Here is an 8,796-nt window from a genome sequence, read left to right as displayed (position 1 = left end):
GACCGCCAAGCGAAAAGAAGGTCTCCTCCCGCCCGATCCGCCCGGCCCCGATCCCCAGAACCGCCCCCCAGATCGACGCCAGAGCCGCCTCCACCCCGCCCCGCGCCCCCTCCGCAGACCCCGCCCCCCCGCCCGAAGGCACCGGCAACACCCGCCGGTCAACCTTCCCGTTCCCCGTCAACACAAACCCCCCGACAACAACCACCCGCCAGGGAACCATGTAGGAGGGAAGGCGTTCGGAGAGGCGGTCACGCAGCGCGGAGGCGATCTCGGCATTGCGTTCGGGCTGGAAGGGGATGTTGGCCTGCCGGTCCGACAGGCGCGGCGGGTCGGGCCAGAGGCTGAGCCAGTTTGCAGGCGCCGCATCGCGGCGGAAGAGCGCATGCAGAAGGCCGGGACCGGCGGCAAGGCCGATCTCGACGAGGTAGCCATGGCGCGCGGCGAGGGTCTGAAGGGCCTCGAAGCTGATGTCTGCGCGCGTTGCGCCCGCCGCGTCCAGCGCCGCGCTTGCGGCACTTTCGGGAAGCTCGCGCAGCTGGGTGACGGCGTCCGCGAAGCGCCGCGAGCGGGCGCCGGGAATGTCGCGCACCGCCAGGCGGGCGGGGCCTGCGGCGAGGGCAGCTTCCAGCGCCTCCACCCCCTCGAAACCCTGCCAGTCTTCCGGCGGGGCGGTTTCCTTCGCGCCGATCTCGATCACCACATCATAACGGAAGCGGGTCAGCTCGTTCTCCGCCGCCGCCATCTTCGGCAGGACCTTCAGCGCGCGCACCCGGGGGTGGGCGGCGGCGAAGGCATGAAACCAGACCGGATCGACGAGAAGCTCGGGCTCTGCCGCCATCTCGCGGGCGAGGGCCTGCCGCAGGCTGCCGATCGTCGCCCCTTCGCCTGCCCGGGCGCGGGCGACGGAGAGGTGGAAGGCTTCGGCCAGCGCATAGTTGCGGATGTCGCCGAGGAAGAGCGCGCCCGCGTCGACCCGCTCGATGGCGCCGGTCAGCCAGTCCTTCAGATAGCCGATGGTCGGGAAATATTGCGCGACCGAATTGAGGATCACCGTGTCGAACCGCTCTGCCCCGAGGCAGGACCAGTCGTCGGCGGCGGCGTGATGAAGGCGGATGCGGGCCTCTTGTCCGACCTGCGCGGAGAGGCGCGAGAGGACCTGCCGCGAGAGGTCGGTCGCGGTGTAGCTTTCGGCAGAGCCCGCGATCCGGTGCAGGATCATGCCGGTGCCGCAGCCGACTTCGAGCACGCGGCGGGGCGCGAGGCTTTCGATCCGCGCGATGGTCTCGTCAAGCCAGTCGGCCATTTCCGGCGCGGGGATCGGCGCGCCGCTATAGCTGTCGGTCCAGCCGACGATATCGAAAGCCGCGTCGCCCTCGACCGGTGCCTCTTCGGCATAGATCTGGTCGAAGGTGGTTTCCCAATGGGTCTTCGGCGCGGCCTCTTCCTGACGGGGGACCACATAGGCCAGAAGCCTTATGTCGCCGTCCGCCTCTTTCTGCGGCAGGACGAGGGCCTCGGCCACGCGCGGATCGGCAAGAAGCGCGCTTTCGATTTCGGCGAGTTCCACGCGGAAGCCGCGGATCTTCAGCTGGCCGTCGGCGCGGCCGAGGAAATCGATGCGGCCGTCGGGCAGGAAGCGGCCAAGATCGCCGGTGCGGTAGAGGCGACTGCCGGGCGGGCCGAACGGATCGGGCATGAAGCGTTCGGCGGTGAGCGCCGGGCGGTTCAGATAGCCCTGACCGAGGCCCGCGCCCGCGATGCAGACCTCGCCCACCGCGCCGGGCGGCAGCGGGTTGAGGAAATCGTCGAGCAGATGGATGCGGACATTGGGGATCGGTCGGCCGATCGTGACCGGTCCCTGGTGCTCCGGTCCGATCCGTTCTGCGGTCGAGATGCTCTGGGTCTCGGACGGGCCGTAGATGTTCAGCAGTGGCAGGCCGAGGTCGGGCGGCAGAAGGTAGCGCTTCATCCGGTCGCCACCCGCGACGACGATCTTCAGGCTGTCGGGCCAGGCAAAGCCCGTGGTGGCCAGCGTGTCGAGATAGCCCATCGGCAGATAGAGCACCTCGACCCGCGTCCGGGCGAGGTGATCGGCGAGCGCCCAGGGGTCGCGCAGGATGTCGTCGGGCACCAGCACCAGTTCGGCGCCCCGCATCAGCGCGGGCCAAATTTCGGGCAGGATGCCGTCGAAGGCGATATTGGCCACGACCGAGACGCGGGTGCCGGGGCCGATGCCGCAGGCGTCCGCGTACCAGATGCTCATGTTGGCAATGCCCGAATGGCTGTTCATCGAGCCTTTGGGCTGGCCGGTCGTGCCGGACGTGTAGACCACATAGGCAAGATCTGGGCGCGGCACGGCGGGCGGCGTTTCGGGGAAGCCAGCGGCAGCGGGGTCGATCACGACCGCAGCCCCCCAGTGCGGCGCGGGCGCGCCGATCACATGGGCGGCGCCGGTATCGGCGAGGATATAGGCAAGCCGCTCGGCGGGCGCGTCGAGCGGCAGCATGACATAGGCCGCGCCCGCCTTGTTCACCGCGATCATTGCCGCCACATGGTCCGGCCCGCGGCCGGTGCCGAGCGCCACGAGCGCCCCGGGCCTGACGCCTGCCGCGATCAGTGCGTGGGCCAGCCGGTTGGCCTGGGCGTCGAGCGCGTGGTAGCTGATGGCAAGATCGTTCCAGCGCAGCGCGGTCGCTTCCGGCCGCTCCGCCGCCCGCTGCTCGAAGGCCGCGATCGCGTCTTCTTCGGGCAGCGCGGTGTCGGTCAGGTTCCAGCCCGCGAGCCGGTCGAGGTCGGCCTCGTCAAGCAGCGGCAGGGCATGCAGCGGGGTTTCGGGCGCCGCGAGCACGGCGTCGACAAGCCGGACATAATCGCGGCAGAACCGCTCGACGGTGGCCGGATTGAAAAGGTCGGCCGCATACTCGCAGTCGAAATGCAGCCCGCCGTCGCGTTCGAAGCCGGTGAGCGTAAGGTCGAATTTCGAGGTGCGTGATCCCGCGGCGACGGGCTCGAGCGTCAGGCCGGGCAGCTCCATCCGCGGGCGCGGTGCGTTCTGCAGGGCAAAGCTGACCTGGAAGAGCGGCGCGTGGCTGAGGCTGCGCTCGGGGTTCAGAAGATCGACGAGCTGTTCGAACGGCAGGTCCTGATGATCGAAGGCCTCAAGCGCGGTCTGGCGGACCTGTTCAAGGAAGCGGGTGAAGGGCAGGGCCGGGTCAACACGGTGGCGCAGGACGAGCGTATTGACGAAAAAGCCGATCATCCCCTCGATATCGGCCGTGCGGCGGTTGGCGATCGGGCTGCCGACCGGAACGTCAGTCTGGCCCGAATAGCGGGCAAGCAGAACGGCATAGACGGCATTCAGGACCATGAAGAGCGTGGCCTGGCGGTCCTGCGAGAAGCGGCGCAGCCGGGCGGTGCGCACGGCGTCAATGGCGAACATATGGCCGCCGCCCCTGTGGCTTTGCGCGGGCGGGCGCGGGCGGTCGTGCGGCAAGGGCAGGGGCGTGCCGGTCAGCCCCGACAGCCGGTCGAGCCAGTAGCCTTCCTGCCGGGCCAGCTCTGCCCCCGACAGCCAGCTGCGCTGCCAGAGCGCGAAATCGGCATATTGCACCGGCAGCGGCGGCAGGGGATCGGGCCTGCCCCCGGCCAGCGCGGCATAGAGCGCCGCGACCTCGCGCGCCATCACGCCCATCGACCAGCCGTCGGAGATGATGTGATGCATGTTGACGATGAGGATATGATCCTCTTCGGCGAGCCTCAGGAGGGTCACGCGGACGAGCGGCCCTTCGGCAAGGTCGAACGGCGTGCGCGCGTCGCGGGCGATGACCTCTTCGGTTGCCTCGGGCGTGGCAGAGAGGTCGGCAAAGCCGATCGGCAGCGACAGGACGGGCGCGATCACCTGGCGCGGCGCGCCCGCCTGCAGCGGAAAACGCGTGCGCAGGGTTTCGTGCCGCGCGACGAGCGCATCGAAGGTCGCTTGCAGAAGCGCGCGGTCCACCCGCCCGGTCAGGCGCAGCGCGCCGGGGATGTTGTAAAACGGATTGCCCGCCTCGAGCTGGTCGAGGAACCAGAGCCGCGCCTGCGCGAAGGAGAGCGGCAGGTCGTCGGACCCGTCGGCCGTGCGAGGGCGGGGGAGGAGAGGCGGCAGGTCGGCCCGGGGCCCCTCGCGCTCTGCGTCGATGACGCGCGCGAGATCGGCGAGGGTCTGCGCCTCGAAGAGGCGCCGAAGCGGCAGGTCCACCCCGAAGGTGGTGCGCAGCCGCGAAGCGGCCTGGGTCGCCAGCAGAGAATGGCCGCCGAGGGCGAAGAAATTGTCCGCGCGCCCGATGCGCGGCTCACCGAGAAGCTCGGACCAGAGCGCGGCGAGCCTCTCTTCGGTGCCGGTCACAGGGGGCGCGTAGCCCGCCGCCTGAAGGTCGGGCGCGGGCAGGGCCTTGCGGTCGATCTTGCCGTTCGGCGTCATTGGCCAGGCGTCGAGGCAGAGGATCGCGGCGGGGACCATATGGTCCGGCAAGCGCTGGCGCAGCCTGATGCGCAGCGCGTCGAGGTCGGGGGCGGGCGTGTCGGCGCCGGTCAGCGCATAGCCGATCAGCCGGCCATCGCGCGCGACGACAAGCGCCTGGGCAAACCCCCCTTCGGCGCGCAGCGCCGCCTCGACCTCGCCCGGCTCGATCCGGTAGCCGCGCAGGCTGATCTGGCTGTCGGCGCGGCCGAGATGCTGCAACTGGCCGTCGGGCAGATGGCGGGCTAGATCGCCCGTGCGGTACATGCGCGCGCCGGGCGGCCCGAACGGATCGGGCAGGAAGGCCGTGGCGGTCTGGCCCGGCTGGTTGTGATAGCCGGTGGCAACGCCTGCGCCTGCAACGAAAACCTCGCCGACCGCACCCAGCGGCACCGGCTCCAGCCGTTCGTTCAGAAGATAGAGGCGGGTATTGCCGATCGGGCGGCCGATGGGCGGGCTGTCGCTGCCCGGCGCAACCGGCGCGGCAGTGGCGACCACACTGGTTTCGGTCGGGCCGTAATTGTTGTGCAGGCGGAAGGTGGCGCCTTCGGGTGGCGAAAGCGTCAGCTTGTCGCCGCCGGTCATGACCTGCATCCCGGTGCGGGCGATCGCGCCAGAGGTGATCCCCAGTTCGGCAAGCGGCGTCGTCAGGAAACAGGCATCCGCCGTCTGGGCGCCAAGCCAGTCAAGCAGCCGCGCCGGATCGTCCTGCAGTGCCTGCGAGGCCATGACGAGTGTCCCACCCGCCGCCAGGATCGGCCAGGTCTCGGCCACCGACCCGTCGAAGCCGTAGCGCATGGTGGCGATGAAGCGGCTGTCGGGCGTGAAGGCCAGATAGGCGCCCATCCAGTCGGCAAGGTTCGCAAGCCCGCGATGGGGGATGACCACGCCCTTGGGGCGGCCGGTCGAGCCGGACGTGTAGATGAGATAGGCGGGCAGGTCGGGATGCGGGGCGATGGCGGGCTCGCCGTCCGGTGTCGCGCGCGCGGCATCTGCCGGGTCGAGACGCGGAATGGACCCCGCGAACGCGTCGGCGGCGGCAGTGCCGACGATCAGCTTCGGCGCGGCATCCTCGACCATGAAAGCCAGCCGTTCGGTCGGATAGGACGGTTCGAGCGGCACATAGGCCGCGCCCAGACGCAGCGCGCCCAGCATGGCGGCAACCCTGTCGACGCCCGCCCCGGCATGAATGGCCACCCGGTCGCCCAGGCCCACGCCCGCGCGTTGGAAGGCCGCCGCATGGGCCCGCGCCAGCCGGTCGAGCGCGCCGCGCGTCAGGCTCTCGCCCCCGCATTCGACGGCGGGATGGTCGGGGTTCTCCACCGCCCGGGCGGCGAGTTGGGCCACGAGCCCGGCCGGGGTGGGGCGCCGGTCGCCGCGTGCGAAGGCGGCAGTGACGAGCGTCCGCTCCTCGGTGCCGAGGAAGGCCAGATCGCCAAGCCGCGTCGTCGGTTCCGCCCGCGCGATGGCGCCCAGAAGCCCCGCAAGGTTGCGCGCGAAACGATCGATGCCTGTCGGCAGGAAGAGACCGGCGTCATGGGCCAGATGCAGCTGCAGCCCGCCCGCCGCATCCTCGGTCGCGGTCACGACGAGATCGAATTTCGGCGCGCCTTGCGGCAGAAGCAGGGGCTCGACCTTCAATCCGCCAAGCGCAAACGCGCCGTCGCCGCGGGCCTGAAGGGTAAAGACGGTCTGGAAGAGCGGTGCCCGGTCAAGGTCCCTCGGCAGGCCAAGGCGTTCGACCAGCCGGTCGAATGGCAGGTCCTGATGGGAAAGCCCCTCGGCAACCCGATCGCGGACCTGATCGAGATAATCTGCGAGCGTCATGTCCGGCGCCGCCTCGGCCCGGATCGCCAGCATGTTGACGAAAAAGCCGATGATCCCGTCAAGCCCGGGCCGGGTGCGGCCCGCCACCGGTGTGCCGATCACCAGATCGGACTGGCGCGCGTGGCGCGCGAGAAGCGCGCCGTAGCCTGCAAGCAGCACCGCGAAAAGCGTGGTGCCGTGACGCGCGGCAAGCGCGCGCAGAGCGTCCGTCGTGTCCGGATCGAGCGAGGCTTCGCTCACGTTGGCCAGAGGCGCCGCTTCCGCGCGGCGTGGCCGGTCGGTGGGCAGGGTCGACAGCGGTGGGGCCTCGGCCAGCGCCCTGCGCCAATAGGCCTCGTCCCCGGCGGCCAGGGCCTCGGCCGGGCCGCGTTGCCAGGCGCTGTAGTCGGCATAGTCGAGCGCAGGCGCGGGCAGGGCCTGCCCGGCGTGCAGCAGCGCCACCTCGCGCATGAGGACGGAAATGGACTGGCCGTCGGCGACGATATGGTGCAGGGCGACCGCGAAGAGATGATCTTCCGCGTCCAGGCGGTAAAGTGCCGCGCGCATCAAGGGCGCGGCCGTCAGGTCGAAGGGAAGGGCGGCGAAAGCCTCAGCCGCGCGTCGCGCTTCGGCAAGCGCCTCATCCCTCGGCAGGTGCGACAGATCATGGACCCCGATCGCGCAGCGGGCAGCGCCGGGCGGCAGCACGACCTGTCGCGCCTCGCCTGCGCCGTCAGTGACAAGCGCGAACGAGGTGCGCAGGCCCGCGTGGCGCGCCATGACCGCATCGAGGGTGTCTTGCAGCGCCCCTGCCTCAAGCGACCCGGAAAGCCGGAAGAGGGCGGGAAGGTTGTAGGCGGTGCTGCCCGGATCGAGCTGATCGAGGAACCAGAGCCTTTGCTGCTGGAAGGACAGCGGCGCGGGGCCTGCCCCGTCGCGCGGGCGGATCACGCCCGCCTCGAGATGCGCCAGTAGGGCGGGCTTTGCCTGCCGCAGCGCCGCGAGCAGCGTATCGTCCAGCGCCTCGACCGCGCCCTCAAGCGCTAACCGGCCGCCCTCGGCCGCGAGTTCGACCCCAAGCGCCCGGAGCCGTTCGATCAGGTCGACGGGCGTCATATCAGAAGCTTCCTGCGCGGCTGACCCTCATCGGGTGGCGCGCCAACCTTCTTCTGCGCGTCGATATGGCGGGCGAGCCCCTCCACCGTCTGCAGGGTAAAGGCCTTGTCGAGGCCGATCTCTATCCCGAATCGTTCGCGCAGGCGGTTCAGCGCGGTCACCGCCATCAGGGAATGGCCGCCGAGCCGGAAGAAATTGTCCGACACGCCGATCCGCTCGCGCTCCAGCAGGTCCGACCAGAGCGCGGCGATGATGCGCTCGGTCTCGGTCCGGGGGGCGATGAAGGCGGCGGCCTTGGAATAGTCGGGCGCGGGCAGCGCCTTGCGGTCGACCTTGCCGTTCGGGGTAAGCGGCAGCGCCTCAAGCGGCATGATCGCATAGGGGATCATGAAATCCGGCACCCGGGCGGCAAGCTGCTCTCGCAGGGCGGCCTCGTTGAAGGCGGGATCGACCACATAGGCGAGAAGGCAGGTCTCGCCCTTGGCGTCGGGCCCCGCGACCGCGACCGCCGCGCGTACCCCGCAGGCCAGAAGGGCGGCCTCGACCTCGCCCGGCTCCATCCGCACGCCGCGGATCTTCAGCTGGTCGTCGGCGCGGCCGAGGAAATCGATGGCGCCGTTGGCAAGATAGCGCGCCCGGTCGCCGGTGCGGTACATGCGGGCGCCCGCTGGGCCGTAGGGGTCGGGCAGGAAGGCGGCCGCCGTCAGGTCGGGCCGGTTCAGATAGCCCCGCGCCAGCGCCATGCCGCCGATATAGAGATGGCCGGGAATGCCGGTCGGAACCGGTTCGAAATCATCGTCCAGCACATAGAGCGTGACATTGTCGATCGGCCGGCCGATCGGCACGCCGGGTCCGGTGCGCGGATCGTCCGGCGAACAGGCCCAGTGCGTCACCTCGACGGCTGCCTCGGTCGGGCCGTAGAGATTGTGCATGCGGACATGGGGCAGCATCGCCTCCATCCGGTCCTGCGCGGCGCGGGGCAGCGCCTGGCCCGAACACATCACCAGCCTCAGCGTCGCATAGTCGGACGGATCGGTGCGGCTGAGCGCCCCTTCGACCGTCGGCGGCACGAAATGGGTGATGGTGATCTTCTCGTCCCGGCAGAGGCCCGCGATATAGGCGGCGTCGAAATGACCCTTGGGCCGCGCCATCACCAGCATGCCGCCCGCGATCAGCGGCAGGAAGATCTCGCCTACCGAGACGTCGAAGCCGATCGGGGTCTTCTGGATGATCCGGTCCTCGGGCGTGATCTGAAGCGCCCGGTCGAGCCAGAGCACGCGGTTGACGATCGCCTCATGGGCGACAGCGACGCCCTTTGGTCTTCCTGTCGAGCCTGAGGTGTAGATGAGGTAGGCGAGGTTCTGGTTTGTGGT

General features: G+C 70.1%; 2 protein-coding genes. Both read right to left on the bottom strand.

Going from position 1 to position 8,796, the window contains the following annotated elements:
• Positions 1-7,423, bottom strand: a 7,423-nt coding sequence (locus P0645_RS19090) for a non-ribosomal peptide synthetase (protein ID WP_284166140.1), incomplete at its 3' end; no start/stop codon positions are given.
• The coding region (locus P0645_RS19085) for an amino acid adenylation domain-containing protein (protein ID WP_284166139.1) at positions 7,420-8,796 on the bottom strand (1,377 nt) is incomplete at its 5' end. The genes P0645_RS19090 and P0645_RS19085, both read right to left, overlap by 4 nt.

The organism is Frigidibacter sp. SD6-1, assembly GCF_030143255.1.
Classification (GTDB): Bacteria; Pseudomonadota; Alphaproteobacteria; order Rhodobacterales; family Rhodobacteraceae; genus TMP-24.
This window is presented reverse-complemented; position numbering and strand designations above follow the sequence as displayed.